The 25,682-nt window shown below is 67.5% G+C and carries 31 protein-coding genes; 12 read left to right on the top strand and 19 right to left on the bottom strand.

All coding sequences use genetic code 11. The annotated features are described in order from the left end of the window. Window positions 1-25 precede the first annotated feature (25 nt). Both N536_RS0130965 and N536_RS0130960 read right to left on the bottom strand, forming a co-directional pair. Complete coding sequence (locus N536_RS0130965; protein ID WP_029117160.1) at window positions 26-820, bottom strand: SDR family oxidoreductase; 795 nt, start codon at window positions 818-820, stop codon at window positions 26-28. Between the two features lie 58 nt (window positions 821-878). Next, entirely contained in the window at window positions 879-1,439 is a 561-nt protein-coding gene (locus tag N536_RS0130960) for a hemerythrin domain-containing protein (RefSeq protein ID WP_029117159.1), read from the bottom strand. 85 nt (window positions 1,440-1,524) lie between these two features. On the opposite strand from N536_RS0130960, the gene N536_RS0130955 reads away from it, so the two are divergent. Continuing rightward, complete coding sequence (locus N536_RS0130955; RefSeq protein WP_029117158.1) at window positions 1,525-2,979, top strand: YdiU family protein; 1,455 nt, start codon at window positions 1,525-1,527, stop codon at window positions 2,977-2,979. Between the two features lie 6 nt (window positions 2,980-2,985). On the opposite strand, the gene N536_RS0130950 is transcribed toward N536_RS0130955, so the two are convergent. From N536_RS0130950 to N536_RS0130930, 5 genes are read right to left on the bottom strand one after another with little or no spacing between them, the layout of a single operon-like run. Then, on the bottom strand, window positions 2,986-3,762 hold the full coding sequence (locus N536_RS0130950; protein ID WP_029117157.1) for a CDP-diacylglycerol diphosphatase: 777 nt from the start codon (window positions 3,760-3,762) through the stop codon (window positions 2,986-2,988). A 24-nt stretch (window positions 3,763-3,786) separates the two neighbouring features. Next, on the bottom strand, window positions 3,787-6,135 hold the full coding sequence (locus N536_RS0130945) for a glycoside hydrolase family 65 protein (RefSeq protein ID WP_029117156.1): 2,349 nt from the start codon (window positions 6,133-6,135) through the stop codon (window positions 3,787-3,789). Further along, on the bottom strand, window positions 6,135-6,890 hold the full coding sequence (locus N536_RS0130940; RefSeq protein WP_029117155.1) for a beta-phosphoglucomutase family hydrolase: 756 nt from the start codon (window positions 6,888-6,890) through the stop codon (window positions 6,135-6,137). Before N536_RS0130940 ends, N536_RS0130945 begins: the two co-directional genes overlap by 1 nt. Beyond that, window positions 6,887-7,102: a hypothetical protein gene (locus tag N536_RS0130935; protein WP_036438238.1), complete on the bottom strand. Its 216-nt coding sequence runs from the start codon at window positions 7,100-7,102 to the stop codon at window positions 6,887-6,889. Before N536_RS0130935 ends, N536_RS0130940 begins: the two co-directional genes overlap by 4 nt. Before the next feature lie 41 nt (window positions 7,103-7,143). Then, window positions 7,144-7,611: a carboxymuconolactone decarboxylase family protein gene (locus N536_RS0130930; RefSeq protein ID WP_029117153.1), complete on the bottom strand. Its 468-nt coding sequence runs from the start codon at window positions 7,609-7,611 to the stop codon at window positions 7,144-7,146. Window positions 7,612-7,741: 130 nt separating this feature from the next. Between N536_RS0130930 and sigJ the strand changes: the two genes are divergently transcribed. Further along, window positions 7,742-8,677: an RNA polymerase sigma factor SigJ gene (sigJ, locus tag N536_RS0130925; protein ID WP_029117152.1), complete on the top strand. Its 936-nt coding sequence runs from the start codon at window positions 7,742-7,744 to the stop codon at window positions 8,675-8,677. A 30-nt stretch (window positions 8,678-8,707) separates the two neighbouring features. Here the strand turns inward: sigJ and N536_RS0130920 are convergent, their stop codons facing one another. Both N536_RS0130920 and N536_RS0130915 read right to left on the bottom strand, forming a co-directional pair. After that, window positions 8,708-9,070, bottom strand: a complete 363-nt coding sequence (locus N536_RS0130920; RefSeq protein WP_036438236.1) for a nuclear transport factor 2 family protein — start codon at window positions 9,068-9,070, stop codon at window positions 8,708-8,710. Between the two features lie 98 nt (window positions 9,071-9,168). Continuing rightward, window positions 9,169-10,101, bottom strand: coding sequence for an NADP-dependent oxidoreductase (locus N536_RS0130915; protein WP_029117150.1), 933 nt, complete (start codon window positions 10,099-10,101; stop codon window positions 9,169-9,171). Between the two features lie 135 nt (window positions 10,102-10,236). On the opposite strand from N536_RS0130915, the gene N536_RS0130910 reads away from it, so the two are divergent. After that, window positions 10,237-10,728: a MarR family winged helix-turn-helix transcriptional regulator gene (locus N536_RS0130910; protein ID WP_029117149.1), complete on the top strand. Its 492-nt coding sequence runs from the start codon at window positions 10,237-10,239 to the stop codon at window positions 10,726-10,728. Here the strand turns inward: N536_RS0130910 and N536_RS0130905 are convergent. Then, window positions 10,716-11,042, bottom strand: a complete 327-nt coding sequence (locus N536_RS0130905; protein ID WP_029117148.1) for a hypothetical protein — start codon at window positions 11,040-11,042, stop codon at window positions 10,716-10,718. The two genes, N536_RS0130910 and N536_RS0130905, sit on opposite strands and share 13 nt — an antisense overlap. A gap of 37 nt (window positions 11,043-11,079) precedes the next feature. Next, a complete protein-coding gene (locus N536_RS39940; protein WP_051574881.1) occupies window positions 11,080-11,592 on the bottom strand; it encodes a MarR family winged helix-turn-helix transcriptional regulator in 513 nt (170 codons plus the stop codon). A 76-nt stretch (window positions 11,593-11,668) separates the two neighbouring features. Between N536_RS39940 and N536_RS0130895 the strand changes: the two genes are divergently transcribed. The 6 genes from N536_RS0130895 to N536_RS0130870 are packed head-to-tail and all read left to right on the top strand — an operon-like array spanning window position 11,669 to window position 15,876. Then, window positions 11,669-12,355 carry an NAD(P)-dependent oxidoreductase gene (locus N536_RS0130895; protein WP_029117147.1) on the top strand — a complete coding sequence of 229 codons (687 nt, stop codon included), beginning with the start codon at window positions 11,669-11,671 and terminating at the stop codon, window positions 12,353-12,355. Next, the gene (locus N536_RS39935; protein WP_081809461.1) at window positions 12,352-12,819 is read left to right on the top strand and encodes an anthrone oxygenase family protein; all 468 of its coding nucleotides are present in this window, start codon (window positions 12,352-12,354) and stop codon (window positions 12,817-12,819) included. The genes N536_RS0130895 and N536_RS39935 overlap by 4 nt, the downstream gene beginning before the upstream one ends. A 9-nt stretch (window positions 12,820-12,828) precedes the next feature. Then, the gene (locus N536_RS0130885) at window positions 12,829-13,614 is read left to right on the top strand and encodes a prolipoprotein diacylglyceryl transferase (RefSeq protein WP_029117146.1); all 786 of its coding nucleotides are present in this window, start codon (window positions 12,829-12,831) and stop codon (window positions 13,612-13,614) included. After that, window positions 13,611-14,063, top strand: coding sequence for a hypothetical protein (locus N536_RS43200; RefSeq protein ID WP_231514686.1), 453 nt, complete (start codon window positions 13,611-13,613; stop codon window positions 14,061-14,063). Before N536_RS0130885 ends, N536_RS43200 begins: the two co-directional genes overlap by 4 nt. A gap of 5 nt (window positions 14,064-14,068) precedes the next feature. Beyond that, window positions 14,069-15,613: a radical SAM protein gene (locus N536_RS0130875; RefSeq protein WP_029117144.1), complete on the top strand. Its 1,545-nt coding sequence runs from the start codon at window positions 14,069-14,071 to the stop codon at window positions 15,611-15,613. After that, window positions 15,610-15,876 carry a hypothetical protein gene (locus N536_RS0130870; RefSeq protein ID WP_029117143.1) on the top strand — a complete coding sequence of 89 codons (267 nt, stop codon included), beginning with the start codon at window positions 15,610-15,612 and terminating at the stop codon, window positions 15,874-15,876. Before N536_RS0130875 ends, N536_RS0130870 begins: the two co-directional genes overlap by 4 nt. A 6-nt stretch (window positions 15,877-15,882) precedes the next feature. Here the strand turns inward: N536_RS0130870 and N536_RS39930 are convergent, their stop codons facing one another. From N536_RS39930 to N536_RS0130845, 5 genes are all read right to left on the bottom strand, one after another. After that, window positions 15,883-16,575, bottom strand: a complete 693-nt coding sequence (locus N536_RS39930) for a cutinase family protein (protein WP_051574880.1) — start codon at window positions 16,573-16,575, stop codon at window positions 15,883-15,885. 132 nt (window positions 16,576-16,707) lie between these two features. Next, entirely contained in the window at window positions 16,708-17,007 is a 300-nt protein-coding gene (locus N536_RS0130860; RefSeq protein WP_051574879.1) for a hypothetical protein, read from the bottom strand. A gap of 45 nt (window positions 17,008-17,052) precedes the next feature. Further along, window positions 17,053-17,469, bottom strand: a complete 417-nt coding sequence (locus N536_RS39925) for a hypothetical protein (RefSeq protein WP_036438234.1) — start codon at window positions 17,467-17,469, stop codon at window positions 17,053-17,055. Further along, the gene (locus N536_RS0130850; RefSeq protein WP_036438232.1) at window positions 17,466-18,203 is read right to left on the bottom strand and encodes a DUF899 domain-containing protein; all 738 of its coding nucleotides are present in this window, start codon (window positions 18,201-18,203) and stop codon (window positions 17,466-17,468) included. The genes N536_RS39925 and N536_RS0130850 overlap by 4 nt, the downstream gene beginning before the upstream one ends. A gap of 28 nt (window positions 18,204-18,231) precedes the next feature. Beyond that, window positions 18,232-18,996, bottom strand: a complete 765-nt coding sequence (locus N536_RS0130845) for an SDR family oxidoreductase (RefSeq protein WP_029117140.1) — start codon at window positions 18,994-18,996, stop codon at window positions 18,232-18,234. Between the two features lie 122 nt (window positions 18,997-19,118). On the opposite strand from N536_RS0130845, the gene N536_RS0130840 reads away from it, so the two are divergent. After that, entirely contained in the window at window positions 19,119-20,066 is a 948-nt protein-coding gene (locus N536_RS0130840; protein ID WP_029117139.1) for a sigma-70 family RNA polymerase sigma factor, read from the top strand. 10 nt (window positions 20,067-20,076) lie between these two features. On the opposite strand, the gene N536_RS0130835 is transcribed toward N536_RS0130840, so the two are convergent. Then, window positions 20,077-21,288 carry a hypothetical protein gene (locus N536_RS0130835; RefSeq protein WP_029117138.1) on the bottom strand — a complete coding sequence of 404 codons (1,212 nt, stop codon included), beginning with the start codon at window positions 21,286-21,288 and terminating at the stop codon, window positions 20,077-20,079. A 133-nt stretch (window positions 21,289-21,421) separates the two neighbouring features. Here N536_RS0130835 and N536_RS0130830 point away from each other — a divergent pair, with 133 nt between their 5' ends. Beyond that, a complete protein-coding gene (locus N536_RS0130830; RefSeq protein WP_029117137.1) occupies window positions 21,422-22,735 on the top strand; it encodes an NtaA/DmoA family FMN-dependent monooxygenase in 1,314 nt (437 codons plus the stop codon). A gap of 133 nt (window positions 22,736-22,868) precedes the next feature. Further along, window positions 22,869-24,503 carry an ABC transporter substrate-binding protein gene (locus N536_RS0130825; protein ID WP_029117136.1) on the top strand — a complete coding sequence of 545 codons (1,635 nt, stop codon included), beginning with the start codon at window positions 22,869-22,871 and terminating at the stop codon, window positions 24,501-24,503. On the opposite strand, the gene N536_RS0130820 is transcribed toward N536_RS0130825, so the two are convergent. Both N536_RS0130820 and N536_RS0130815 read right to left on the bottom strand, forming a co-directional pair. Next, window positions 24,500-25,000 (bottom strand): flavin reductase family protein, encoded by a 501-nt coding sequence (locus tag N536_RS0130820; protein WP_036438230.1) that lies wholly within the window; start codon window positions 24,998-25,000, stop codon window positions 24,500-24,502. The genes N536_RS0130825 and N536_RS0130820 overlap by 4 nt on opposite strands. Next, window positions 24,997-25,479, bottom strand: coding sequence for an NADPH-dependent FMN reductase (locus N536_RS0130815; RefSeq protein WP_029117134.1), 483 nt, complete (start codon window positions 25,477-25,479; stop codon window positions 24,997-24,999). Before N536_RS0130815 ends, N536_RS0130820 begins: the two co-directional genes overlap by 4 nt. Window positions 25,480-25,682 lie beyond the last annotated feature (203 nt).

Here is a 25,682-nt window from a genome sequence, read left to right as displayed (position 1 = left end):
CCCAACTCCTCTCGGATTCGTCACGTCAGCGGCGCCCCATCGGAGCAACGATCAATCGGTTGGCAACTGCCTTCACCGAATCCGGCAGCACCCGGCCTGCCACGCCCATCACCTTGCTGTTGATGGAGGAGGCGACGACCTTGCGATCGCCCCGCATCAGGGCGTCGTAGCCCTGCTTGGCGACGTCGGCGGGGTCGTCCTTGAACGGCATCCAACCCAACACGGTGTCGAGCATGTCGGAGCGGTGAAAGAACCACGTGTCGGTCGGTCCCGGCATCAAGGCCGTCACCGTCACCCCGGTGTCCCGGAACTCGTCATGCAGCGCTTCGGCGAACGACTGGATGAACGACTTGGACGCGTTGTAGATCGTCTGATGCGAACCCGGCATCATGGCCACCAGCGATGAAGTGAACAGCACCTTGCCCGAACCGCGGGCCGCCATGTCGCGCAGCACCAGCTTGGCCAACTGCACCGCCGACCTCACGTTCAAATCGACTATGCCCAGGTCGGTTTCGAGGTCGTCGTCGACGAACCGGCCGGCCCTGCCCGTTCCGGCGTTGAGCGCCGCCGCATCCAATGCGCGACCGCCGCTGGTGGCGGTGTCGTAGAGGCGCACCACGTCCTCGGGGTAGCGCAGATCCACCTGCACCGGCCGGACGTCGACCCCGGTCGCCGCGGTCAACTCGACGGCCGCATCGGTGATCTCGGGTTCGTCGGCCGCCACCACGAGGTCGTAGCCGTCGTCGGCGAAGAGGCGGGCGAGTTCGAATCCGATCCCGCTGGAGGCGCCCGTGATCAGGGCGAGCTTGCTGTCGACCATGGGTGCGGGCTACCCCGAGGGCACTGCGTCAAACGGCACTGCGTCAAACGCCGTCCGATCAGGTGTTGCGCCCCGTGAGCGCGTCGCGCATGCGGTCGATGAGCCCAACGCCGGGATCCAGGATCCGGTTGGCCGGTGGCCGGTCGGGCGCCGAAGGATGCGGCCGGGTGGGCGCGATGCTCTTCGCGTGGGCGAACTTCGCGCCCAATTCCCCGAGTTCGGCGGCGTCGCACGCCTCGGCCAATTGCGGCAGCAGGTCTTTCTCCTCGTCCTCGATGTGGTGGCGGACGTCCTTGATCAGCTGTTGGACCAACCCGTCGAAGGCGGGATCGTCCGCATCGGTGCCCTCGAGCTTCCGCATCACCTCCTCAGCTTCGGCATGCTCCTCGATCTCGTGCTCGGTCAGTTCCTCGCCGTTGGGCAGCATCTTGCGCGCGGCTGGGTAGACGTACTGCTCTTCGCCTACGGAGTGGCGCACCAACTCGGTGATGACGCGTTCGACGAGCGCACCGCGTAGGCGCGGATCGCCGTTGTCCTCGATCTGGCTGAAGTACTCCTCGACTTCGCGGTGATCCTCCAGGATCTCGTCGATGATGCTGCGATGCTCGGCTGCGGCCATGACGTCCTCCTCGGTGCGGATCCGCCCGGATTACCCGCGCCGCTCGAGCCGAAACTAGACGTCGCGGCTCCGTAGTCTGGACGGGGTGAGCGTCACATCCACCACCCCCGTCGTGCTCGACGACCACTTCGCCCGCGAGTTGCCGGAGATGGCGGTCCGCTGGCAGGCCGAGGGCGCACCGCAGCCGCGGCTGCTCGCGCTCAACGAGGCGCTGGCCGCGGAGCTCGGTCTCGACGCGGCCTGGCTGCGCAGTCCCGACGGGCTGGGCCTGCTGGTCGGCACGCACGTTCCCAGCGGCGCCACGCCCGTCGCGCAGGCCTACGCCGGGCATCAGTTCGGCGGCTTCGTCCCTCGGCTTGGCGATGGACGCGCGCTGCTGCTTGGCGAGCTCGCCGGTGCCGACGGCCGGCGCCGCGACCTACACCTGAAGGGATCCGGCCGGACGCCGTTTGCGCGCGGTGGTGACGGCCTCGCCGCGGTCGGACCGATGCTGCGCGAGTACGTGGTCAGCGAGGCCATGCACGCACTGGCCATCCCGACCACTCGGTCGCTTGCCGTGGTGGCGACCGGTCGCACGGTGCAGCGGGAGTCGCCGTTGCCCGGTGCCGTGCTCGCCCGCGTCGCAAGCAGCCATCTGCGCGTCGGGAGCTTCCAGTTCGCCGCGAACAGCGGGGACTTCGAGTTGTTGCGGCGCCTCGCCGACTTCGCGATCGCCCGGCACCATCCCGGTGCCGCGGACGCCGAAAACCGCTACCTGGCACTGTTCGAAGCCGTCCTCGCCGCTCAGGCGTCGCTGGTGGCACGGTGGATGCTGGTCGGGTTCGTGCACGGGGTGATGAACACCGACAACATGACGATCTCGGGCGAGACCATCGATTACGGGCCGTGCGCGTTCATGGAGGCCTTCGACCCCGTGACGGTCTTCAGTTCGATCGACTACGCCGGCCGATACGCGTACGGCAATCAGCCGGCGGTGGCCGAGTGGAACCTCGCGCGGTTCGCCGAGACGCTGCTTCCGCTCCTCGCCGCCGACGGCGAAGAGGCCGTGGCACTCGCGACGGAGTCACTCGGCGGTTTCCGCACCCGCTACGACGCGGCCTGGTGGGCCGGGATGCAGGCGAAGCTCGGCCTGCCCGAGAACGTCGACGCCGAGGAGCTGGTGGGCAACCTGCTTGCGCTACTTCGGGAAAGCCACGTCGACTACACCTCATTCTTCCGTCATCTCGGCCGGGCGGCGCGCGGCGACACCGAGCCCGCGCGGGGGTTGTTCATCGACCTCGCCGGGTTCGACGAGTGGCTGGCCCGCTGGCGCGCACTGGGCCCGGACGCCGACGCGATGGACCGGGTGAACCCCGTCTACATCCCGCGCAACCACCTGGTGGAGGAGGCCCTCAATGCCGCCACCGATGGCGATCCGGGCCCGCTCGACGGGCTCTTGGCCGCCGTCACCGCGCCGTACGACGAGCGGCCCGGTCTGGAGCGGTATGCCGAACCCGCACCCGAGGACTTCGGCAAGTACCGGACCTTCTGCGGCACCTGAGCACTCTCACTTGCCGTTGACCAGCGCGCGCGGCGGGCAGGACTCGTGATCCTGCAGTTCCTCGCCGCTGGCCAAGTCACCCGTCGCCGGGTCTGCCTCGTTGGCGAGGACGACGAAACCCGGCCGTCCGTCGGCGCCGACCGTGCCGACGACGACGAGCGTCTCGTCGCCCATGTGCGAGCGCGCGCCGGGGAGCCCGTCGGCCAGCAGCGTGAACGGGTTGACGCCTAGATCCTCGCCACTGACGGAGATCGCGTCGTAGGTGTGTCCGGCCAACGGCACGGGGAACGGCGCCCAGCCGGGACCGATCTGCGCTTGGTGGTCGGCCAGCGCCTCGTACACGTCGGCGCGGACGCAATCGATGTGGATGTGCAGTTGATTCTGTGACCGGCCCTGGGCGGAGTTGATCGCCAGGCTCATCCAGTCGCGCGGGACGGCCATCCCGGCCCGCTCGTCGACGAACGAACGCGCGTGCCAGGCCGCCGCGAAGTAGTTCGGCGCATCCGGAGCCAACAGCTGAGGGCTCTCGATGCCGTCGATGCGCTCGGTCGGGATGAGCAGGAACTGCGTCCGACCAACGAGGTCCTTGAGGACGGCGTATTCACCCGGTTGGATCTGCGCACACGGGGCGGGGTCGCCGCGCTGCTCCTGGTCGGGCACGCAGCTGCCGTCGACGATGTTCCACAGCGCATTGGGATCGGCGCCCGCCGCGCTGGGCCAAGCGGTCGACGCCGCCACGATCAGTGTCACTGCCAGGAGTGCCTTGGTCCAGCGGTTGGCCATCGGTCGATCTTCGCATTGGCACCCTCAGCGGCGCGAAATCGGCGCCCGCCCAGGCGGCTGCGGTGGCGGGTCCAGCAGCGGGGTGCGCGGATGCAGGGGGACGGTCGTCGGGGCGCGCGTAGTGAGCTCGACGTCCTCGTCGCCGTGGCGGATGGTCAGGATGCCGTCCGGCCCGTCCCGCAGGACGTAGCGCACCTCATCGTGGTTGACGTCGACGATGAGCCGAAAGTCCCTCCAGCGCAGTCGAAACCGAAGACACGAGATACCGCGCGGCAGTTGCGGATTCAGCGTCAGCACGCCCTCGTCGTCGCGGAGGCCGCCGAAGCCGGCGACCAGGGCGATCCACGCGCCCGCCAGCGATGCCATGTGCAGGCCGTCGCGGGTGTTGTGGTGCAGGTCGCGCAGATCGATGACCGCCGCCTCGTACGTGTAGTCGTGCGCGAGCTCGAGATGTCCTACCTCCGCGCACAGGACCGCCTGCGTGCACGCCGACAGCGACGAGTCCCGTGTGGTGCGCCGTTCGTAGTAGTCGACGTTGCGGGCCTTCTGCTCCGCGGTGAATGCGTGGCCCTGCCAGTGCATCGCCAGGACCAGGTCTGCCTGCTTGATCACCTGCGACGGGTACAGCCGCACGTACGGCTCGTTCAGCAGCAACGGATACACGGTGTTCTCGGCGAAGTTCCACTCCCGCAACGTGGTGAATCCGGCGCACTGCTCGTGCACCCCGAGCTCGTCGTCGTACGGAATGTGTGCGGCGTCAGCGGCATCGCGCCACGCGGCGGTTTCCTCGTTGGTCACGCCGAGTTCCTGGGCCGCCGTGGGATGGCGCCGGCACGCCTCGGCCGCGACGCGGAGATTCTGGGCCGCCATCAGGTTGGTGAAGACGTTGTCGCGCACCACCGCGGTGTACTCGTCGGGACCGGTCACCCCATCGAGGTGCCAGACGCCGTGGCGGTCGTGGTGGCCCAATGACTGCCAGAGCCTTGCGGTTTCGACCAGAACGGCCAGTCCGCACTCCGATTCCAGCGAGTCGTCGCCGGTCACCACGCGGTAGCGCTCCAGCGCCATCGCGATGTCCGCGTTGACGTGCCACGCCGCGGTGCCCGCCGGCCAGTACGCCGAGCATTCCTGACCGCGGATGGTGCGCCACGGGAACGTGGCGCCTGCGAGGTCCAGTTCGGTGGCCCGTTCACGCGCCAGATCCAGCGTCGACGCCCGCCATCGGAGGGCATCGGCCGCGGCCTTCGGAGCGGTGTAGGTCAGCAGCGGCAGGACGTAGCCCTCGGTGTCCCAGAACGCGTGCCCGTCGTAGCCGGTGCCCGTCAGCCCCTTGCCGGGGATCGCGCGCCGCTCCGCGCGTGCGCTGGCCTGCAACACGTGAAAGAGGCCGAACCGCACCGCCTGTTGGCAATCCGCGTCACCCTCCACCTCGACGTCGGCACTGTCCCAGAAGTCGTCGAGGTACGCGCGTTGCGCGTCGAGGAGGCCCTGCCAACCGGTGTAGCGGGCACCGGCGATGCCGCCGGCCACCTGGTCGCGCAGTGCGGGCTGTGACCGCAGGCTCGACCAGCCGTAGGCCAGGTACTTCACGATCCGCAACTGCTGCCCGGGGCGCAGCCCGCAGATCACCGTGGTGCGCGCCCAGTCGTCTCCGGCGTCGGTGTCCACCTCGACGCGGCCGGGGACCTCGACCAGGTGGTCCATCGCCGCGGCCATCATGAGGCCGCTGCCCCTGGTGCGGTGGATCAGCAGCGCACCCCGATCGGCGGTCTCGTAGGCTACCGGTTCCAGCGGGTTGAGCAGTATCGCCGCCACCCGGGGGTCGGCCGACGGCCGCGGTTGCGCCTCGTTGGCGACGAGCTCGGATTGCACTGTGACCCTGGTGAATTCGTCGACCGCTTCCACCACGTACTCGATGGCCGCGACGCCGCGCTGCGTCAGTGACACCAGTCGGGTCGAGCGCATCAGCACCTGCTTGCCCGCGGGTGAGCGCCAGCGCGCCACCCTCCCGAGCGTGCCCGCACGCAAGTCGAGCACGCGCTCGTGCTCGACGAGTTCGCCGTAGCGCACGTCGAAGGGTTCATCGTCGACCAGTAGGCGCAGCACCTTGCCGTTGGTCACGTCGATCAGCGATTGCCCGTCCTCCGGGTAGCTGTAGCCCGCTTCGGCGTACGGCAGCGGCCGCGTCTCGTAGAACGAGTTGAGGTACGTGCCGGGCAGGCCGTGCGGTTCCCCCTCGTCGAGGTTGCCCCGCAGGCCGATGTGGCCGTTGGACAGCGCGAACACCGACTCGGATTGGGCGATCAGGTCGAGGTTCAGCGCGGTCTCCCGCACGTGCCACGGTTCGACGGGGTAGGCGTCGTCGTCGATCATCACCGGGTGATCAGTTCCGCGAGATCGGCGACGACGACGTCAGCCCCGTTGTGGCGCAACGCTTCCGCGTGACCGACGCGATCGACGCCGATCACCACGCCGAAGTGCCCGGCGTGGCCAGCCTGTACGCCGGCAATCGCATCCTCGAAGACGGCCGCCGCCGCCGGGGGAACGTCGAGCAGCTGTGCGCCGCGCAGGAAGGAGTCGGGTGCGGGCTTGCCCTCGATGTGCTCCTCGCGCATGGTGACCCCGTCCACGCGCTGTTGCACGAACCGGTCCAGACCGGTGACCTCCAGCACCTCGCGGGTGTTGGCGCTCGACGACACCACCGCGACCGCGAGCCCCTTCCCGCACACCGCTTCGAGATACCGCCGCGAACCCTCGAACACCGTGATGCCGTCGCCGTGCAGGACCTCTTGGAACTTCGCGTTCTTGCGGTTGCCAAGCCCGCTCACCGTTTCGGCGTCCGGACCGTCGTCGAGGTCGCCCTCCGGCAGCGTGATGCCGCGGCTGGCGAGGAACGACCGCACCCCGTCCTCGCGCTTCTTGCCGTCGACGTAGGACCGGTAGTCGGCGTCGACGTCGAAGGGCACAAACGGCTCGCCGTCACGCTCGGCCCGTACGCGCAGATAGTCGTCGAACATCGACTTCCAGGCCTTGCGGTGCACGCTGGCCGTGTCAGTGAGGACCCCGTCGAGGTCGAACAGGCATGCACGAACGTGGTCGGGCAGACCGAGCGAGGGCGCCTCGCTCACGCCTTCGCCTTGCGGCGCACCCGCTCGTGGCCCTCGAACGTGGCGCGGTCGTCGGGACCGTCCCCGTAGAAGCAAAACACGCCGTCGTGGGCGGCCGACGCCACCTGGACCTGGGACACCTTCAGCCACCGCTTGCCCAACTCGTCGGCGATCTCGTCACCCTTGGTGATCTCCGTCGCCGGTACCTCTTCGGTCCTTTCCTGCACAACCATGCGGTGTGATTACCCACCGGCGACGAACTGAATCTTCATGATCAGTCGAACTGCCCGGGTCGATAGTCGCCGGCGGGCTGCTGGGTGATGACGTTGAGTCGGTTGAACGCGTTGATGACGGCGATCTGGGCGACGAGTGCCCCGAGCTGGTCGTCGTCGAAGTACTTGGCGGCGTTCGCCCATGCATCGTCGGTGACGCCACCGCCGTCGGCGATCCTGGTGCCCTGCTCGGTGAGTTCGAGCGCGGCCCGCTCCGCCTCGGTGAAGACGTTGGCCTCCCGCCATGCCGCGACCAGATTCAGCCGCACCGACGTCTCCCCCGCCGCCGCGGCGTCCTTGGTGTGCATGTCGAGGCAGAATCCGCAGCCGTTGATCTGGCTGGCCCGGATCTTCACCAGCTCCTGGGTTGCCTCCGGCAGGGGGCTGGCCGACGCCTTGCCCGCCGAGACCAGGTGCTTGACGGCCTTCATCGCCGGGCCGTTGGCGAAGATGTCGAGTCGAGCTTCCATGATGTTCTCCTTCGCTATGTGGGTTCTTACTCGTCCGACGACGCAGCCCCGCGAAATGTCAGGCGAGGCACGAACCTCACGGTTCAACGGCCTATTTCGTCGTACTGATAGACGAGGGAAGGTTGAAGACATGAGCGACGATCCGAGGTTGAGTGACGTGGTGAGCGAGCGGCGCCAGCTGCTCAACCTCACCTACCGGCTGCTCGGGTCGGTGGCCGACGCCGAGGACGTCGTCCAAGAGACCTACACCCGGTGGTACGCCATGTCTGCCCAGCAGCAGCAAGCCATCGAATCACCCGGCGGCTGGCTGACGACGGTGGCCAGCCGCATCTGCCTCGACCTGCTCGGTTCCGCGCGCGCACGACGGGAGCGCTACGTCGGCGAGTGGATTCCTGAGCCGGTGCCCGCGTCGACGGAGTGGATCGGCGGGCGGACGGGCGACGACGCCGACCCGGCGGATCGGGTGACGCTCGACGAGTCGATCAGCATGGCGTTCCTCGTCGTGCTCGAGTCGATGACCCCGGCCGAACGCGTCGCGTTCATCCTTCACGACGTCTTCCGCTACCCGTTCGCCGAAGTGGCCGAGGTCGTCGGCCGCACCCCGGCGGCCTGCCGCCAGCTGGCCTCCTCCGCCCGCCGTCGCATCGGCACGGCATCGTCTACTCCGACGGCCCAGCGTGCCGACATCGTCAAGGACTTCAAGCAGGCGTGGGAAGCCAAGGACATCAACGCCCTCGTCGGGCTGCTCGACCCCGAGGCCACGGCGATCGCCGACAGCGGCGGCCTGGTCAAGGCTCACCTGCTGCCGATCGAGGGCGGCGAGCAGATCGCCCGCGCCTACGTCGACTTCGCCGGCCGCGAGCCCCAGCTGACGCTGCTGGAGTGCACGGTCAACGGCCAGCCCGGTCTGGTGGCCCAGCTGAACGGAGTCACCGCGACGGTGTTCGCCTTCGACGTCGCCGACGGCCGGATCACCCGCATCTGGGCCATGCGCAATCCCGAGAAGCTGCGCACCTGGACCGACCCCGTCCGCGAGATTGAAGCCACGCAACAAAAGTGCGAGTGACTAGTTGCGTGGGTCCAATCTCGCGAAGCGTCAGCCGACCGGGTTGAACTCGGGCTGATCCAGTACCCGCAGCCAACTGCCATCGGCCTGCCTGCGCACCACCTGCGCGCGGGCGCCCGCCTTGTCCTTGGGCGGGGTCGACGTCAGAGCGATGTCACCCGACACCAAGGTCGGCAGCGGCGGTTCCTGCTCGAAGTGGGGCCGGCTCTCGAGAACCTTCTCCCACAGGGCCTGAATCGCGGCCCTGCCCACGGTCTGGCCACCCGGCGGGTAGGCCAGCACCGCGTCCTCCTCGTAGAGCAGAGCGACACTCTCTGCGTCGCCGGCGTTGGAGCGCTCGACGAACAGGCGAGTCAAATCCTCGGGCCGCATAGCCTTCTCACGGTTGGTCATGATCGTCCTCTCGTCTCGATTTCGTTCCACGACTCCAGCGTGCCCACGTCACAACCAGAAGTCCAAGAGATTGTTCTTCTACAAACCAGAAGCTGCGCTTATGGAACGAGGATGGTCTTGCCGGGCAGGCGGTTGGCGTCGGAGGCGTCGTGCACGGCAGCGACATCGGTCAGCGGGCGGCGGTCGGCGACGTCGATCGCCAACTGTCCGGCGTCGACGCGGTTGACCAGTTCGGCCAGCTGCGCGGCGTCGCTGCGCACGAACACGCGCTGCGTACGGACGCGCTGCTCGGGATCCTCTCCCGCCGTCATGGTGCCGACGTGGAATCCACCGTCCGCGGCGAGGCCGACGAGTGCCTCGGTCTCCTCCGGTGAGGTGCTCACCAGGTTGAGCACGAGGTCGAACGGCGCTCCGTCGACGACGATCGGGGTGGCCGCGAAGTCGATGTAGTCGATGATCCGATCGGCTCCGTAGCGGCGCAGCCGGTCCGCGCTGCGCGGCGATGCGGTCGCGGTGACGAGGGCGCCGGCTTGCTTGGCGAGCTGGACGGCGTAGCCACCGACCGCTCCACCCGCGCCGTTGATCAGGATCGTCTGGCCGGCCTGCAACCCGGCGACCTCGAACAGTGCCTGCCACGCCGTCAACCCGACGGTGGGCAGCGCAGCGGCATCGGCCAATGGCACCGACTTCGGCGCAGCGGTCAACACCTCGGCCGGCGCGATGACGTACTCCGCGGCTGCCCCGTCGCCGTCCAACGGCAGCATTCCCACGACGGCATCGCCCACGTTCCAATCCGCCACTCCCTCACCAACTTCGGCGATGGTGCCCGCGACGTCGACGCCCGGCACGTGTGGGAAGGCGATCGCGTACACCTGGGACAGGTACCCGCCGCGGATACCCGCATCGACCGGGTTGAACGAGGTCGCGGCGACCTTCACGAGTACCTGTCCGGCACCCGGCGCGGGCCGTTGCACGTCTTCGTACTGCAGAACGTCGCTGTCGCCGTAACGGTGATACTGAACAGCCTTCATGATCTTCTCCTTAGTCGGTTGCTTCGATGTCGAAGCAGTTGCACCAGGAGTAACTTGCTTCGAGGTCGAAGCAATTCCGACGCTCGGTGTGATGGTCGCCACGTTGCTTCGAGATCGAAGCATTATGCTCGTGACGTGGCCAAACCCCTGAAGCCCGCGCAGATGCGCGCCTACTTCGCCTTCACCGAGGCCGCGAGCTTGCTTCAGTACTCGGTGCAGCAGCAACTGCAGGCCGAGGGCGGCCTCAGCTACGTGCAATTCGAGATCTTGGCCAAATTGGTCGACGCCGAGCGGCCCCTCACGATGACCGAGCTGGCCGACGGTGTGGTCTACAGCCGCAGCGGCCTCACCCATCAGGCCGGTCTACTGGAGAAGGCGGGCCTCATCACCCGCGACGCCAGTCCGCACGACCAGCGCGCCACCGTCGTCGACATCACGAAGACGGGCCGCGCGCGTGTCACCAAGGTGCTGCCCGGCCACATCGAGGTCGTGCGCGAACTCCTGTACGGCGCGCTATCCGATCAGGACGTGCACGTCCTCGACGACCTCATGAGTCGCGTCCGCGACCACATGCGTGACCAACCACCCCGCTCGGCCGCCCCGCGCAAGAAGGCTCAGCGCCGGTAGAACCGATCCGGAAGTGGGCCCGTCAGAACGAGATCCGGCCACGGCGGGCGGCGCAGTACAGCCAGGGTGGCTATCACCGCCGCCGCCAGTCCGGTGATCACGCCGATCAGCGCGACGCGGTTGTTGTCAACGGCCGGACTCCACGTGACGTCACCGTCTCGGATGACGAACACACCGACCGGCGTCGCCCCGAACCGCCTCCCGACTCTGGCGACGGGAATGACGGTGGCTCCATCGACTTGCATCGGCTCGCCGTAGACGCCCATGGTGACGAGGTCGGCTGGGATGCGATCGAAGATGTCTGGACGGTTCATGCATGACCCCACTTCGTAACGGCTGTCGCCACGAACCTTAGCGATTCGCGCCCTCGCGCACGAGGTTCATCGCACCGTCGGCCAGGCCGGGGTGAACGCCCGGGATGAGGCCCGCGCCGCCGGCGATCCGTTGCAGCAAGTCGCGCAAGGTGTTTCGCTCAGCTGCCGACAGTGGCGCGGTGATCGCGTCCTCGAGTGCGCTGCCCGCCTTGTCGAGGTCGGGCAACAGGTTGCGGGCCTTCGCGGTGAGGGTGATTGCGAAGGCGCGCCGGTCGTCGGGGTGTGCCCGTCGTTTGACCAAGCCGTCGGCTTCGAGGGCGTCGACGACGGCCACCATCGCGTTGCGGTGGATCCCGAGCCGGGCCGAGAGCTGGCGCTGAGACTGGCCGTCCTCGGTGGCCAAGGCCATCAGCACTGCGTAGTGCCTGGGCTCGACGCCGACACCACTCATCCGGCGGTGGAACTCGCTCGCGAGGTGGGCACCGAGCTGCGACAGCAGGAACGGAATGCGTTCATCGAGCGCCGCGATGCCGGTCGGCCGATCCTTCATGCACCGCACACTAGCACTCCACGTGATTGTCACGTATGGTGATGATCACTATCAGTGATGATTATTTGGAGGTGCCATGAAGCTGGCGATATTCGGCGCCAACGGTCCGACCGGCCGTCTGGCTACTGCGATAGCCCTGGATGCGGGCCACGAAGTCGTGGCGGTCACCCGTCGGCCGCGCGAGTTCCCGCTCAGCGGGCCGGGATTGACGGTCGCCGAGGCCGACGCCCGCGACGCACCGGCCGTCGCCGCGGTCGTCGCATCGGCCGACGCCGTGGTCTCGACGCTCGGTGGCACGTTCACCCGCGAGCCGGTCGACGTCTACTCGGTGGGCACGGCCAACATCGTGGCCGGCATGCGCGCGGCCGGTACCCGGCGGCTGGTGGTGGTCAGCTCGTCGGCCGCGTACCCCACCCACCGAACCCGCGTTCCGCTGATGCTGCGGGTCGTCGAGCCGATCATCACGAAGACGATCGGCAAGACGGTGTACGACGACATGCGCCGCATGGAGGACCTGGTGCGGGACAGCGGTCTGGATTGGACGATCGTGCGCCCGTCGGGCTTGTTCGACCTGCCCGAGCCCACGGGCTACGTGGCAGGCGAGGTCGACGCCGTCGGCGCGTTCACCGCGCGCATCGACCTTGCCGACTATCTGGTGTCGCTGGCAGCCGACCCGTCGACCGCGCGCCGCACGGTCGTGGTCTCGACCACCGAGAGCACGCCGAGCCTGTGGGAGATGATCCGGCGCGAGGCGGCATCGTGACGAAGGCGGCAGCGGTCACGGCCGTCCTGTTCAGCGGGCTGTTCGCCGGATTCCTCCTCACCGTCCTGGTATTCGAGGCCACGCTGCGGGGTTTCGGGGCCGCCGTCTACACCCAGGTGCGCCTCGTCGAACTCGAGCACCTCGACGACCTGGCCACTGCCCTGCTGATACCTGCCCTCGTCGCCGCGGCCGTCCTCGCGCTGACCGTGCTCCGCGGTCGTGACGAGGGCCGATGGCTCGTGCTGACGGCGGTCCTCCTGTTGGTGGTGACCGTCGTGATCAGTGTGTCGATCAGCGTTCCCATCAACACCGTCCAAGCCGGCTGGTCCGTCGCGTCCCCGCCGAGGGACTGGTCGAGCGTGCGCGACCGCTGGCAACTGGCCCATGTCGTCCGTACCAGCACCAGTACGCTGGCCTTCGCGCTGCTGACCGCGGCATTGCGGGTGGTGCGATTCAGCCGCTAGGTTTCGCGAATGGATCCCGCGTGGCACGTCGGGCCCATCGCAGTGCCGGTACACGGGTTGTTCGTTGCGCTCGGCGTTTCGGCGGCGATGGTCGTGTTCGTGATCGAGGCCCGGCGCCGCGGCGCGGTCAACGAGCAGTCGGTCGTCGCGGTCACCGGCGCACTCGTCGGCGGAGCCATCGGGATGCGCCTGTCGGGCTGGGCGCAGCACCTCGACTTCAGCTCCAATCCCAGCCTGGCGCAGGCATGGGCGTTCGGCTCGCGCAGCATTCTCGGCGGGCTCGTCGGGGCGTATCTGGGCGTACTGATCGCCAAGCGGATCGGCGGCTACCGGGGCAAGACCGGTGACCTCTTCGCGCCGGCGGTGGCACTGGGCATGGCGATCGGACGGATCGGCTGTCACCTCACCGAGGCGCCGGGCCGTCCCACCACGCTGCCGTGGGGCGTCCACGCACCGGCCACGACGCCGGAGTGCCCGGGATGTCTTGCGGGCCAGGCGATGCACCCGTCGTTCCTCTACGAGATCGCCTTCCAACTCCTGGCCTTCGCCGTCCTGCTCTGGCTGCGGAACAGGATCTCCCGACCCGGCGAGCTGTTCGTCATCTACATCGCGAGCTACGCGGTGTTCCGGTTCTTCGTGGAGTTCGTCCGGGCGAACGAGACGGTGTGGCTGGATCTGACTCGGCCGCAATGGTTTCTGCTGCCCTCGCTGGCGATCCTGGGCATTCGGATGTGGTACGGCAACCGGCACGGATACTATCGCCACCCCGTCCGCGATCAGGAAGTGCGGGTATGACGCAGCCACCTTCAGAGCCGCCGAACGGCGAGACCCCCGGCAACGACGGCCCACCACCGGGATATCCACCGCCGCCCGGGTACCCGTACTACCCGGGACCGCCCCCGGGATACCCGTACGGTGGACCGCCACCTCAGCCCAAGTCTCGGATCCACATCGGCATGGTGTTCGCCGGTGTGGCCATCTACTTCACCGTCAACTTCGTCGTCGGATTTGCGGCGTTCGCCGTTGCCGGGACGTCGACGAGCGGCGACGCCACCGGCATCCTCATCGGCACCGCCGTGCTACTCGCCCTCATCGCGTTCGGTGGCGGCGGTGGCCTACTCGCGGTGCGCAGTCCCTTCGCGAAGGGCTTGGGCCTGGGCTTGATGATCGGCTGGGCGCTCACGTCGGTGTTCACCGTGGGGATCTGCACCGGCCTCAACCCCGCGATCTACTCCGGGATATGACCGGGATGGCCCTGCGGGGCGACCGGCTGCTGCGCTACGTCACGGCGTTCTGCCCACGCTGCCACGACGAAGCACCCGAGCGGCCGCTGACCGACGTCATGCGGCTGAGCGGCCGGCTCACCGAGCACGAGGGCCGCGTATGGCTCGAACGGGGCTGTGCCACACATGGATTGGTGCGCACACTGTACGACGAGGATCCCGAGATCCTGGCCTACCTCGAGGAGTGGACGGCACCCACCAAGGCCCACACCCCCGACGTGGCGGGCAACTTCGATCCGGTTCCTTCCGCCTATCTGCGCGGGCTGCCGGAGATGCAGACGCAGCACACCTGCATCCTGCTCGAAGACATCGCAGAGACCTGCAATCTGCGCTGCCCCACCTGTTTCACCGACTCCTCCCCCGATCTGCGCAACGTGGTCCCGGTAGCCGATGTGCTCGCCAACGTGGACCAGCGGCTGGCCCGCGAGAACGGCAGGCTCGACGTGCTGATGCTCAGCGGTGGCGAACCGACGCTACATCCCCACCTCCGCGAGCTGCTGACCGAGCTGACGGCCCGGCCGATCACCCGGATCCTGATCAACAGCAACGGCGTACGCATCGCCGGCGACGACGAGCTGCTGGACCTGCTCACCGAACATCGGGAGCGCGTCGAGGTCTACCTGCAGTACGACGGTCTGTCGGCAACGGCGCACCGCTTCCACCGCGGTGGCGATCTGAGCCGTACGAAGACGCATGCGCTGCAACGTTTGTCGCAGCGCGAGATCTTCACCACCCTCGTCATGACGGTCGCGCTCGGCGTCAACGACGGCGAGATCGGAGACATGGTTCGGCTCGCCCTCGAGACTCCGTACGTCGGCGGACTCACGATCCAGCCACAGTTCGGCTCAGGACGGTCGGGGCACATCGATCCCCTTCATCGACTCACCCACACCGGGGTGCTGAAACGGCTCGGGCCGCAGACCGACGGGATGGTCACGTGGCGTGACCTCACCGCGTTGCCGTGCTCACACCCGCACTGCTGCTCGGTTGGATACCTGATCCGCGACGACGGCCGTCAGTGGCGGTCGCTGGTTTCACTGATCGGCCCGGACAGCCTCAAGGACAAGCTCGGCCTGGTGGCCAACCGCATCGCCGACGCCGAGATCCCGCAGCAGTTGCGGCTGGCGGTGAAGGAATCGTTGCTCGGCCTGCTCTCGGAGCAGTCGTCGCTGTCACATCCGCAGATCGGCGACGTCTGGCAGAACATTTGCGAGAACTGCGATCTCGGCATGTCGACACTGCTGACCCTGGCCTCGTCGGCACTTCCCGGCCGGCGGCGCAAGATCCGGCGATTGCTCGGCGAGCGCGTCGTCCGGATCACCGTCAAACCCTTCATGGACATGTCCACGATGATCGAGGAACGGCTATTGCAATGCTGCGTACACGTCGGAACCCGGGCCGACCAGGATCAGTGCGCACCGTTCTGCGCGGTGCAGGCGTGGCCCGAACTCGGCAGACAGAGGCTGTCGATCGCGGCGCGACAAGCCTTGCCGCTGACCGCGGTTCGATGAGTCAGCAGGCGAACACGCCGTACGATCCGCTGCGGCTGTGCGTCTACGCGACGGTGGCACTGCTCGCCTGGCTGCTCGGCGCGTGGGCGGTTGCGGCCTTCGCGATGCTCGGCCTGATCGGTTACGTTCGCGCCCGCCGAGCGGGACTGCTGCACAGCAAATGCGCGCTGCGTGACACCCGCTTGGTGATCGGCTATCTCGGCATCATTGCGGTCGTCGCCGCCGTGTCGATCGTCAACGGCTTCTGGCCCATCATTCGGTGAGCCGTTCTACCCGCCGGAGGCGACGTCGATCGCGGCCACCGGCGGGGTGGCGTGACCGGCGAGCCGATCTGCCACGAAAGATGCTGCCTGGCTGGCCAATCCGGACTGCACGTAGAGGCTGTGTGCAGCGCGGTCGTCACCGTCGGAGCACACCGGGTCGGCGCCGTTGCACAGGTCGATGGTCTTGGCACCGTAGAGCGGGCTCAGCGACGTGAGTGGGCGGCCGATCCGGTCGGAGGGATTGCCGAACACCGCGACGGCGGCCACGTGGTCGGCGACGTTGGGAGGCATGAGATTGTCGAATCCCAGTATCGGACCGGGCGCCGCGGTGATGAAGTCCATGACGGCCGCTCCCTGCGAGTACCCGCCGAGCACAATGCTCGTGTCTGGGCAGCTGACCGTCGTGGCCTGAACGTAGGCGCTCGCATCGTTCGCGCCGTCCGCTGCCTTCAAGAAGTCGTACGACGCAGGATAATTCACCGCGTACACGTTAACGGTCTTGCCCTTGAGGTCCTGCTGGAGGGCGTCGACGAACGCCTGACCCACCCGACCGACACCGTCGGGTTCGCCGGTGCCGCGGGCGAACACCACCTGCACGTCAGGGCAAGAGGGCGCCGCTGATGCGGCCGGCGCGAGTCCGATCAGGCTCGCTGCGGCCAACAGGCTGCCGCTCACCGTGGTCAATACCCGTCCGGTCATGACTATCTCCTTGGTCGTCTGTGGCAGCCACTGGCTCAAACGTCACGGTGGCGATTTGAATTCCACACCACGACAACGAGGTAGACCATGGGGGCTAACCCGACCTTTCTCAGCCGGGTAGCCGGAAGGGCGTCAGAATTCGGGCTGGTAGGTCTGCGACGTCGGAAACCTGATGCTGAGCGCGTCAGCGAGTTGATTGATCGACACGAGTTCGGTTTCCTTCAACCGGATGATCCGGTGCAGGCGACTTATTCCGAACACGTCGCCATCGTGCTCACGCCTGGCCCGTGAAGCGCGATGCGCGGCCAACTCCGCGTTGACCTCGGCCCGCATCTCGTCGAGCAGGTTCTGGTAGTACTCCGCCTGCTGCAGATCGGCATGCCGGGCATGGGAGGCTGGACCAACCACCCTGGCCGCGCCGGTGCTGTGCATGCGCAGACGCTAAGCACCGGTTGTTGCCCGGACGAGGCCCGCGATTCACCAGGTTGTCACAACCTGTTCACACTGCGGTCGACGGCGTTGTGAGCTGTACAGCAGCACCACCGTGGCGACGGCGGCCTCGACCGCCGCGAGCGTGGTGGCAACGCTCATGGCGGTCGACGGGTGCATCGACGCCACTGCGGTGACACCGCCACCGTGGTGGTGCCCCGCCGACGCCGGCATGTGAATGGCGATCATCGCGAGGTTCATCACCGCAACCACTGTCCAGGCCCGCAGTTTCCCGCGCATCCAGAGCTCGCCCGCGCAGTACAGGCACGCCGCTGCCATCACCAGCATCAGGCCCGCGGCCACGACGGTGCCCGCATGTCCGACCGAAATTCCGTGCAGGACGGCCGAACCCGCGGCGAGCATCGCGGCTGCCCGCCGCCCGTAGACACCGGCGCGGACCCTCACCCGGCGTCACCCCGCAGCAGTTCCAGGGCCGCCGCCGACCGGGCCTTCCACTCCTCCTGAACCTCGGCGGACGCGTCGTATCCGTCGTGCCATGCCCACCACTCATAGGGCGCGGTCTGCGGATAACCCTCCGGCGAGTCCTCCCAGTTCTCCTGGCGGCCGAGTGCGGTCATGTCGAGGTAGCTCCAGGTCGTTCCCAAGGCTTCGTCACCGCGGTTGTTGATGAAGTAGGTGCGGAACACGCGGTCTCCTTCCCGTATGAACGCATTGGTGCCGTGCCACTCATCCACCCCGAAGTCGGCGTCGAAGTCGTCGGTCATCGTGTACCAGGGCACGTCCCAGCCCATCCGCTCCTTCAACCGCGCGATGTCCGGCTGCGGTGCGCGCGAGCAGTAGACGAGGGTGGTGCCGCGGGCGTTCAGATGCGCAACGTGCGGGAGATGGTCGGCGATCATCGAACAGCCGGGGCAGGCGTGGTCGGGCCAGCCGTGCACGCCGGGTTCGAAGAAGGCGCGGTAGAAGATGAGCTGTCTGCGACCCTCGAACAGGTCGAGTAGGCCAACCTTGCCCTGCGGCCCCTCGAATGCGTACGACTTCTCGACGGCCAGCCAGGGCATCCGGCGACGCTCGGCCGCGAGGGCGTCGTGCGCGCGCAGCACTTCCTTCTCCTTGACGAGCAGCTTCTGGCGGGCGGCTTCCCAGTCCTGCGGCGACACGATTGGTGGTGTCTTCATGGTGTTTTCCCTTCGGTTGGTGATGCGTTCAGGCCAGCGGTGCGAGGCCGGCTGATGTGAGCGTGTTCGCTCGGTGGTAGCGCTGCGCGCCGCTCGCGACGTCGACGACGGACTTGCCCACCTGTTGCGGGGTGAGCGCGGGACCCATGGACTGGACGAAGGCGTCGACGTCGACGCCCTGTCGCTCGGCATAGGCCCGCACGCCCGCGGCGCCGAGGTCGGTGGACGGGGTCAACTGCGGCAGGATCGACACGAAGTTGATCCCCAGCTCGGCCCGTTCCGACTCCAGGGCGGCATAGCCGGTAATGAATTTCACCGTGGCCTTCGCTCCCGCGTAGCCACCGCTCAACGGCGAGCCATTGACGGCCGCGCCGCTGGAGATCGCGATCACCGAACTGCCGGGCGCCAGCGGGCGCAGCAGCGCTTGCCGGGTCCAGTGGAACGCCTGTGACACGTCGACGTTCCAGTTGGCGCTGAAGCTCTCCCACGTCTGCTCCTGCAGCGGGCTCATTCTGGGAGCTGCGCCGGCGCACAGCACGACCGTCCGCGGCAGGTATTCGTCGACGAGCCGTTCTGCGATCAGCGGATCGGCGGCATCGGCCGCGACCGGCGTGAAAGCGTCGCCCAGTTCGTCGCGGAGTTCGTCGAGACGTTCCCTGGTGCGGGCGACTCCGACGACGTTCGCACCGGCTGCGACCAGTGCCGCGGTGATGGCGCGACCGAAGCCACGGCTCGCGCCGGTGACGATCGCGGTGGTGCCGACAAGGCCGTCGGCCTTCGCTATTTCATCCATACCAATTGAGATACGTTGGATCGCCGGAAGTCATCGGTGCGGCCGCCGATGAATTTCGTCCACCGGACGTATCTGCATTGACGTGGGGTTTTCCGCCCCGCATCTCGACAGAGGAGACCACCGTGCCGGTCCAGGAAGAGTTCATCGAGCAGGCGGCGCCGTTTCGCGCAGAACTCATCGCGCACTGCTACCGAATGCTGGGGTCAGTGCACGACGCCGAGGATCTCGTTCAGGAGACCTACCTGCGCGGGTGGCGCAGCTACGAGGCGTTCGAGGAACGTGCGGCGCTGCGGACCTGGCTGTATCGCATCGCGACGAACGCGTGCCTGCGTGCCTTGGAGAGCCGCGCCCGCCGCGTGCTGCCCGCGGGGCTCGGCGAGGGTTCCGTCGACCCGGATACGGGTCTCGACGGTGACGCCAACGCCTACCAGTGGGTGGAGCCGCTGCCCGATACCTTCACCCCGGAAACCGCACTCATCGCGCGCCAGAGCATCCGGCTGGCGGTCGTCACGGCCATGCAGGAACTGCCTGCCCGTCAGCGAGCGGTGTTGATCCTGCGGGATGTGGTGCAGTTCAGCGCCGCCGAGGTTGCCGAGCTCCTCGAAACCACACCGGCCGCGGTCAACAGCGCGCTGCAGCGGGCGCGTGCCCACCTCGACGAGGTCGCCCCGACCGAAGAACTCGCCAGCGAGCCCGAGGACGCCGCGCGAAGCGAACTGCTGGACCGTTACTGCGCGGCGTTCGAAAACGCCGACCTCAACGCGCTGACCGAACTGCTCCGCACCGACGTCCGGCTCGAAATGCCGCCCATGCCAGTGTGGTTCACCGGTCGCGATGCGGTGACTCGGTTCCTCGAGAAGCGCGCCTTCGCGAAACCAGGTGAGCTACTGCTCATTCCGACGGCCGCCAACGCACAGCCCGCCGTCGCCGAGTATCGCCGCGATGGCGACGGCGTCCTCGCCGCCCATTCCATCCACGTGATCACCACGGGCGCAGGCGGTATCAGCGCCATCACCGTCTTTCTCGAGCCGACGCTGTTCGCGGCGTTCGGCATGCCGGCCACCCGATAGGCGTGCTAGGTCACTGCGCCGTCAGGATGATGTACTGGGCGGCCAGCCGCTGCTGTGCGTCACGCAGCTGCTCGCCTCTTGCCTCGATCGCGTACCGGCCTGCCGGTGCGACGCAGTAGAAGCCGCTGGTGAACGACATGCAGAGGCTCGCAGGAAGGGCGGGCACCGCGTCGGCGGGTTTCGTGCCCTCGGCACCCACCTCCTTGCCGAACGCGTCGACGACCGTCACCGCTGCCTGCGGATCCTTCGTCTCGTAGACGTTGGTCCCCGCCATCGCCACGGCGGATATCCCGGCCTCGTCGAACAACTTGCCCGACGCGACCGGATTGCTCTGCAGGTGCATGGCCCCGCGCCGGTCGTAGACGGCGTTCTTCGCGGTGGACGAACCCGACGTCGCGGGCAGCGTCCGAGCGAGCAGGCCGGTGGGATCCAGCGGAACGGTCTCGAGTGCGGCGGGATCCGTCGCCTTGAACTGGTCGATCAGGGGACCCTGCGCGTCGATCGCCTTGGCGACCATGCCTGCCGCGGCGTCGACGCCGTCGATCGACTGGGCGAACTGCATGAGCACGTAGGGGCCGTGCGGTGTGAAGGACCGGATGGCCGCCGCGGTCTTGTCGGAGCCGTGCTTGGTGAACGGGTACGTGAAGGCGACCGCGTCGGGATGGCCCGGAATCGCCACGGCCTTCGGGGTGACACCCTGGATCGGCTGCTGCACGACGGCGTCGCCCATCTCGGGGCTGGCGGCCGCTGCGTCTTCCGGACTTGGGAAGCGCAGCACGGCGTTGATCATCGCGGCCTTGTCGGGTGCGTCGCGGGCCGAGGCGAATCCGTTGACCATGCCGTGCCGGTCTGCCGCCGCCGCAATCCCCTCCGGGCCGAGTTGTTGCATGGCGTTGGTGGCGGTGAGGACGTAGAAGCTGTTCAGGTAGGGGTTCACCAGACTGGGGTCGACCTCCCACGGCCCGATGACGAAGTCCGCCAAGTGCTGCGCGTCGACGGCCAACCCCCGTGTGGGATTGCCCGCGGTGCCGAGCGGCGCCCGGGGCGTGATCGGGTAACTACCAAAGTCGAGGAGCTTGGGGCTCACGATGGCTGGTGCCGCGGGCGGCGAGGTCGTGGTGGCGGGGGCCGCGCTGGTGGCATCGGTGCTCCCGGTCTTGGTGCACGCGACCACCGTCAACGCACAGCCAACGAGGGCAGCGAACTTCACACCAAGGCGCATCGTGTCTCCTGTCGTCGATCCGGCGTCCAACCTAGTGGGCGCTGGCCCTGGGCAGCGTAATGCTGGCGGAATCGTTCATCCGTTGCGCCGAAACAACCGCACGACACATTGGTCGCACCCTACGGAGGTGTGGATGTTTCATCTGGGTTGGTTCATGGGCAGTGGCTTCAGCGTGCAGACGTGGGCGCAGGACCCCTGGGCGGGCAACACGGGCCACGACTGGATGCGGGGCGACTTGTTCGTCGACCTGGCTGCGTCGCTGGAGCGCGCCCGCTTCGACTACCTGTTGGTCGAGGACACCAGCATGGTCGAGGACGCCTACGGCCGCTCCATGGAAACAACGCTCAAGTACGGGCTGCTGGCACCGAAGTGCGATCCCGTCCCGCTGATTCCGCTGCTGACGCAGCGCACCAAGCACATCGGCATCGCGGTGACGCTGTCGACGAGCTTCTACCACCCCTTCATGGCCGCTCGGACGATGACGACACTCGACCACCTCACCGAAGGCCGGGTCGGTCTCAACGTCGTCACCGGGAGCTCGTCACGGGCGGCGCAACAGTACGGCTACGACGCGCTGATGCTGCACGGCGAACGGTACGAGATGGCCAAGGAGTGGATGGAAGCGGTTGAGGCGCTGTGGGATTCATGGGAGGACGGCGCCGTCCTCGTGGACCAGGAAACTCCCCGCTATGCCGATCACACGAAGGTGCACCCGATAGACTTCGAGGGGAAGTACTTCCGTACGCGGGGGCCGCTCAACACCATTCCCGGTCCGCAGCGTCGGCCCGTCATCGTGCAGGCGGGAGCGTCCCCCGCAGGCCGCGACCTGGCTGCCAAGTACGCCGAATCGATGCTCGCGCACGGCACCAGTATCGAGGGTATGAAGGCCTTCCGGCTCGACATGCACCGCCGGATGAAGGAGTACGGGCGCGACCCGAGCACGCTGAAGATCCTCTTCCTCATCGATCCGATCCTCGGCGACAGCGACCGCGTCGCGCAGGCCCGTGAGGAGGACATGAAGGCCGCACGCTGGAGCGATCAGGCCATCGAAAGGGCTTTGTGGGGGCTGAGTTACACCTCCGGAGGCGAATTCGACTTCTCCACCTTCGATCTCGACGAAGAAGTCCCCGACGTGTGGGGCAACGGCGAGACGAGCACACTGCGCACCTTCGTCGAAGGCGCCCGCGGCAAGACGCTGCGCGAGGCGATCGCCACCGTCGACACCCACGCCGGGCTGGCGTTCGTCGGATCACCGGACACCGTGGCCGCCAAGATGGGCGAGGCGATGGAAGAGGTCGGCGGTGACGGCTTCCTGCTGTCGCCGACCGTCACCCGCCGCAACATCGCCGAGATCGCCGACGGTCTCGCCCCGGCGTTGCGCAAGCGCGGCCTCATCCGAGACGGCTACAACCACAGCACGTTCCGGGAGAACCTCCTCGAATTCTGAACCGGCGTAATACCAGAGGCACTGACGCGAAGCGGATGCGTCACGCGACGCCGATTCAATCGTTTCATTCCAAGCACGCCAGCGAGTGCCGTGCTCCCCGATCAAGGGTTTGAACCCCAAGCAGGAGGCATTCGTGTTCGACAAGGCGCACCCACTCAGCAACCCGTCCACCCCTCCGGCCGGATGGAACCGCCGTTCCTTCCTGAAGGCAGGTGGCCTCACGGTCGGCGGCATCGGACTCGCATCCCTGATCGCGGCGTGTGGTGGCGCCGGCAGTGGTGGTGGATCGTCCAACGGCACACTGAATTTGCGGCTGCCGTTCCTCGCCGACATGCAGGTGCCCGATCCGGACATCATGTACGAGGGCGAGGGCGTTCAGGTCATGGAGGCGGCCTACGAGGGCCTCGTCCGTTACAAGCCGGGCACGTCGACGTTCCTGCCCAGCCTGGCGAAGTCGTGGACGGTGTCCGACGATCAGCTGACGTACACGTTCGAGTTGCAGCCGAACGTGAAGTTCCACGACGGAACGATCGCCGACGCCGACGCGTGGATGAAGAGCTTCGAGCGGCGCGGGAAGGTCAACCAGGGGCCGGCGTACATGGTGACCGGCGTGGCCAAGACCGCGGCGCCAAGCCCGACGACGTTCGTCGTCACGCTCAAGGAACCCAACAACGCCTTCATGCACTACATGGCATGTCCGTGGCAGCCGTTCGCGGTGAGCCCGACGACGGTGGCGAAGTACGCGAAGGGCGACGACCTCGCCCAGGAGTGGCTGACGACCAATGACGCAGGAACCGGGCCGTACACGTTCAAGGAGATCGTCCCCGGTAGCCACTACACGCTGGAGGCGTTCGAGGACTATTGGGGCGAGAAGCCGGTGTTCAAGACCATCCGCATCGACATCACGCCGAGCATCTCGACCCAGAAGCTGCAGCTCGACTCCGGTGCGTTCGACATGGTGACGAAGGGGTTCGCCATCCCGGATGTGCTGCAGTACCAGAAGAATTCGAAGTTCACCGTCGTCAACTCCTTCGGTGGTGTTGGCGAGGCGATCTGGCTCAACCCGAACTCGGGCATCTTCGCCGACAAGGCGCTGCGCAAAGCAGTCCTGACGGCCTTGGACCGCAAGGCCGTCGTCGACACCTCGTGGGGTGGCCTGACGAAGGTGCAGGAGGGGATGTGGCCGGAGAACACCTTTGCCGCCGCGTTGGCCCCGTTCCCGTCCGCGGTGGACGCGGGGCCGGTCAAGGCGATGGTGCCGGGACTGGCGTCGAAGAAGATCGACCTGGCGTGGAGTGCGGACGGCGGGGCGCCGCGCCAACAGATGGCTGAGCTGTTGCAGAATCAACTGGCGGCGTTCGGGTTCGACGTCACGGTGCGTACGATGCCCGTCGCGGAGGAGTTCGACCTGGCCAACCAGCCTGCGGAGAAGCGGCCGGACATGCTGGTGTCATTCCTCGGTGGCGACGCGCTGCACCTCGACACCACGTTCCGGATCCTGCTGCGCACCGACGCCAAGCCGTTGAACTTCTTCCAGTACTCGAACCCGCAACTCGACGCGTTGATGGACGAGGCCGTGAAGAAGCCGACGACGGAGGATGCGCAGGCGATCTACCAGCGTTGCAGCCAGATCATTCTCGACGAGGCGATCTGGATCCCGCTGTGCATTCCGCCGAACTCGACGATCGCGCAGAGCTACGTGACGGGGGTAGAGGACAACTCGTTCTACCCTCCGATCTTCTGGCCGCAGTCCCTCAAGCGGGCCTAGCCCGCTTGGGCCAGTCCGTGAAACTTGCTGCGGTGGAACACCATCGGGATGACGTCTGGGTTCATCGCCAAGGCGACGATCTGCAGCACGACGATCTCGTGGTCGCCTGCCTCGATGCGCTTGAACGGCGCGCATTCCAGCCATAGCGTCGCCCCGTGCACGAACACGGCGCCGCTGTCGGTGGCCATCCAGTCGACCTCGTCGAACCGGTTGCCGGTCTTCGCCGCCAGCGACCGCGCAATGGGGGCGTGATCGCCGGCCAGCACGCTGAGCCCAAGTCGCGTGAGCGTGGCCAACTTCGGCCAGGTGGCCGACGTATTGGCGACGCACACCGACACGAGGGCCGGGTCGAGCGAGACGGAGGTGAAGGAGCTCGCGGCCATCCCCTCGGCGACGCCGTCGACGAGACCACAGAACGCCGTCACGCCACTGGGGAAGCAGCCGAACGCCTGGCGCAGCAGCGCCTGGTCGAACTGGTCGTCGACCGCCGTAATCATGACGACACCGTGACGAAGCGACGGGCGACTTCGAGCCACTTCTCGAGGTCCGGCGACGTGTCGTACTCGGAGTCGAGCAGATACAGACTCGGTGCCGGGCAGCTCGCGCCGATCTCGACGAGCACTGGGCGCAGCGTCAATTCGGGAGCGAGCGCGTGGTGGTACGAACCGCCGAGCATGAGGGGGAACGTCGTGGTCTGACCGAGTTCACCTTGGCCGAACTGGTCGAGGAACAGCTTCAGCAGGCCCGTGTAGGTGGCCTTGAACGTCGGGGAGGCGACCACCAGGAAGTCGGCGGACTTGACGATTTCCTTCGCCTCCGCCACCTTCGGATCGCCCCAGCCGAGTAGCGCTGGGCCGAGGTCGACGACGTCGATGACGTGTTGCGGCGCAACGCCGGTCAGCTTCTCGGCGACCAATTCTGCAGCGGCACGCGTCCGCGACATCGGCTTGGGATTTCCTACCACTACGACAGACATGTCCGAATCCTCCATCCGACCGGCGACAACCTCTACACCGGAGGGTAAAGCTTGTATTGCGCCGCGGCTCGGCTACCCGGGCCTGGCCCCTGCCTGGCCCCCCCCCCCCCCCCCCCCCCCCCCCTCCCCCCCCCCCCCCCCCCCCCCCCCCCTCCCCTCCCTCCCCGACCGTGCGGTGTCGTACGCAACACGCCGCCCCGGCG

Source organism: Mycobacterium sp. URHB0044 (assembly GCF_000620625.1).
In the GTDB taxonomy this organism is placed as follows: Bacteria; Actinomycetota; Actinomycetes; order Mycobacteriales; family Mycobacteriaceae; genus Mycobacterium.
Note: the sequence above shows the minus strand (reverse complement) of the source record. Positions and strands in the feature narration are given on the sequence as shown.

Excerpts from the sequence above, each read along its gene's own strand:
- N536_RS0130965 (WP_029117160.1), bottom strand. The coding sequence starts at position 820 with ATGGTCGACAGCAAGCTCGCCCTGATCACGGGCGCCTCCAGCGGGATC.
- N536_RS0130960 (WP_029117159.1), bottom strand. The coding sequence starts at position 1,439 with ATGGCCGCAGCCGAGCATCGCAGCATCATCGACGAGATCCTGGAGGAT.
- N536_RS0130950 (WP_029117157.1), bottom strand. The coding sequence starts at position 3,762 with ATGGCCAACCGCTGGACCAAGGCACTCCTGGCAGTGACACTGATCGTG.
- N536_RS0130945 (WP_029117156.1), bottom strand. The coding sequence starts at position 6,135 with ATGATCGACGACGACGCCTACCCCGTCGAACCGTGGCACGTGCGGGAG.
- N536_RS0130935 (WP_036438238.1), bottom strand. The coding sequence starts at position 7,102 with ATGGTTGTGCAGGAAAGGACCGAAGAGGTACCGGCGACGGAGATCACC.
- N536_RS0130930 (WP_029117153.1), bottom strand. The coding sequence starts at position 7,611 with ATGGAAGCTCGACTCGACATCTTCGCCAACGGCCCGGCGATGAAGGCC.
- sigJ (WP_029117152.1), top strand. The coding sequence starts at position 7,742 with ATGAGCGACGATCCGAGGTTGAGTGACGTGGTGAGCGAGCGGCGCCAG.
- N536_RS0130920 (WP_036438236.1), bottom strand. The coding sequence starts at position 9,070 with ATGACCAACCGTGAGAAGGCTATGCGGCCCGAGGATTTGACTCGCCTG.
- N536_RS0130915 (WP_029117150.1), bottom strand. The coding sequence starts at position 10,101 with ATGAAGGCTGTTCAGTATCACCGTTACGGCGACAGCGACGTTCTGCAG.
- N536_RS0130905 (WP_029117148.1), bottom strand. The coding sequence starts at position 11,042 with ATGAACCGTCCAGACATCTTCGATCGCATCCCAGCCGACCTCGTCACC.
- N536_RS39940 (WP_051574881.1), bottom strand. The coding sequence starts at position 11,592 with ATGAAGGATCGGCCGACCGGCATCGCGGCGCTCGATGAACGCATTCCG.
- N536_RS0130895 (WP_029117147.1), top strand. The coding sequence starts at position 11,669 with ATGAAGCTGGCGATATTCGGCGCCAACGGTCCGACCGGCCGTCTGGCT.
- N536_RS0130885 (WP_029117146.1), top strand. The coding sequence starts at position 12,829 with ATGGATCCCGCGTGGCACGTCGGGCCCATCGCAGTGCCGGTACACGGG.
- N536_RS43200 (WP_231514686.1), top strand. The coding sequence starts at position 13,611 with ATGACGCAGCCACCTTCAGAGCCGCCGAACGGCGAGACCCCCGGCAAC.
- N536_RS0130875 (WP_029117144.1), top strand. The coding sequence starts at position 14,069 with ATGGCCCTGCGGGGCGACCGGCTGCTGCGCTACGTCACGGCGTTCTGC.
- N536_RS0130870 (WP_029117143.1), top strand. The coding sequence starts at position 15,610 with ATGAGTCAGCAGGCGAACACGCCGTACGATCCGCTGCGGCTGTGCGTC.
- N536_RS39930 (WP_051574880.1), bottom strand. The coding sequence starts at position 16,575 with ATGACCGGACGGGTATTGACCACGGTGAGCGGCAGCCTGTTGGCCGCA.
- N536_RS0130860 (WP_051574879.1), bottom strand. The coding sequence starts at position 17,007 with ATGCACAGCACCGGCGCGGCCAGGGTGGTTGGTCCAGCCTCCCATGCC.
- N536_RS0130850 (WP_036438232.1), bottom strand. The coding sequence starts at position 18,203 with ATGAAGACACCACCAATCGTGTCGCCGCAGGACTGGGAAGCCGCCCGC.
- N536_RS0130845 (WP_029117140.1), bottom strand. The coding sequence starts at position 18,996 with ATGGATGAAATAGCGAAGGCCGACGGCCTTGTCGGCACCACCGCGATC.
- N536_RS0130835 (WP_029117138.1), bottom strand. The coding sequence starts at position 21,288 with ATGCGCCTTGGTGTGAAGTTCGCTGCCCTCGTTGGCTGTGCGTTGACG.
- N536_RS0130830 (WP_029117137.1), top strand. The coding sequence starts at position 21,422 with ATGTTTCATCTGGGTTGGTTCATGGGCAGTGGCTTCAGCGTGCAGACG.
- N536_RS0130820 (WP_036438230.1), bottom strand. The coding sequence starts at position 25,000 with ATGATTACGGCGGTCGACGACCAGTTCGACCAGGCGCTGCTGCGCCAG.
- N536_RS0130815 (WP_029117134.1), bottom strand. The coding sequence starts at position 25,479 with ATGTCTGTCGTAGTGGTAGGAAATCCCAAGCCGATGTCGCGGACGCGT.